We start from the raw sequence: 869 nt of genomic DNA on the forward strand, positions 1-869 counted from the left end.
CTTTCAAGCCCTTTTTTGCTCAGTTGTAAAGCACGAATCTGGGAATATGAACGGATAGCAGCGGTTAATGTTGTAAACAGTTTATTGCGGGTGAGTTCAGATTTCGCCTTGTAGTCATTGATCTCATATTTGGCAATTGACTCGAGCTCAGGCGCATAGCCAGGTTGCCCTGTACGGAGAATGATACGTGTGTCCCTAATCGCCAAGTCTTCGCGCACGTATCGAACCAGCTCAAAACCTGCCTGATCATTTTCCATCACAACGTCTAAGAGAATAACGGCGTAATCCGACTTAGTAGACAAAATCTTTTTTGCCTCTTCGCTAGAATAAGCGTGATCAAACTGAAGCGGACGGCCACATAACCTTTCGCGCCCAAGCGCTAGGATGGTGGACTGATGTACATCTTGCTCATCATCGACGACGAGTATCTTCCAGCAAGATTCATCAGAAGGGCTGTCAGAGAGAGACGTCTCCTCTGCAAAAATCAGCTCGTCCATGTAAGGGAACTCCATAGATTTCTTAGGCAATTACTAGAGTCTAGTAGTGCTAAGGACAACTGTCTAAAATTCGTTCCAGATTCCCAAAGGCTATAATGGACAAGCTCTTCTGCGCTCAGTCGTCGTGTCTGATCGACACGATCTCCAGTCAAGGTTTGCTATCGCATAATATCCAACTGCGTCAGCCGGCGTTTCGGTTATCATCAAAGAAAGTATGCACGACTGAGCGCGCCTAGGAAGGCATGTTTCTGAAGCAATCAGTCAAAAAATGATACCCCGTGCACCCAAACCTCAGATTTGAACAATCGATCAAGCGCACCCATATCCCGCTCCCAGTATCCCTTTGCAACCGCATCCAGGAAAGCGAGCTCA

Annotated in this window: 1 protein-coding gene; it reads right to left on the reverse strand. The window is 47.0% G+C overall.

Features of this window, described 5'->3' with window-relative positions; translation table 11 throughout:
* A partial coding sequence (locus tag A3751_RS19800) for a response regulator (RefSeq protein WP_197466543.1) occupies positions 1-497 on the reverse strand: 497 nt, incomplete at its 3' end.
* Between the last annotated feature and the right edge of the window lie 372 nt (positions 498-869).

This window comes from Oleiphilus sp. HI0080 (assembly GCF_001635135.1).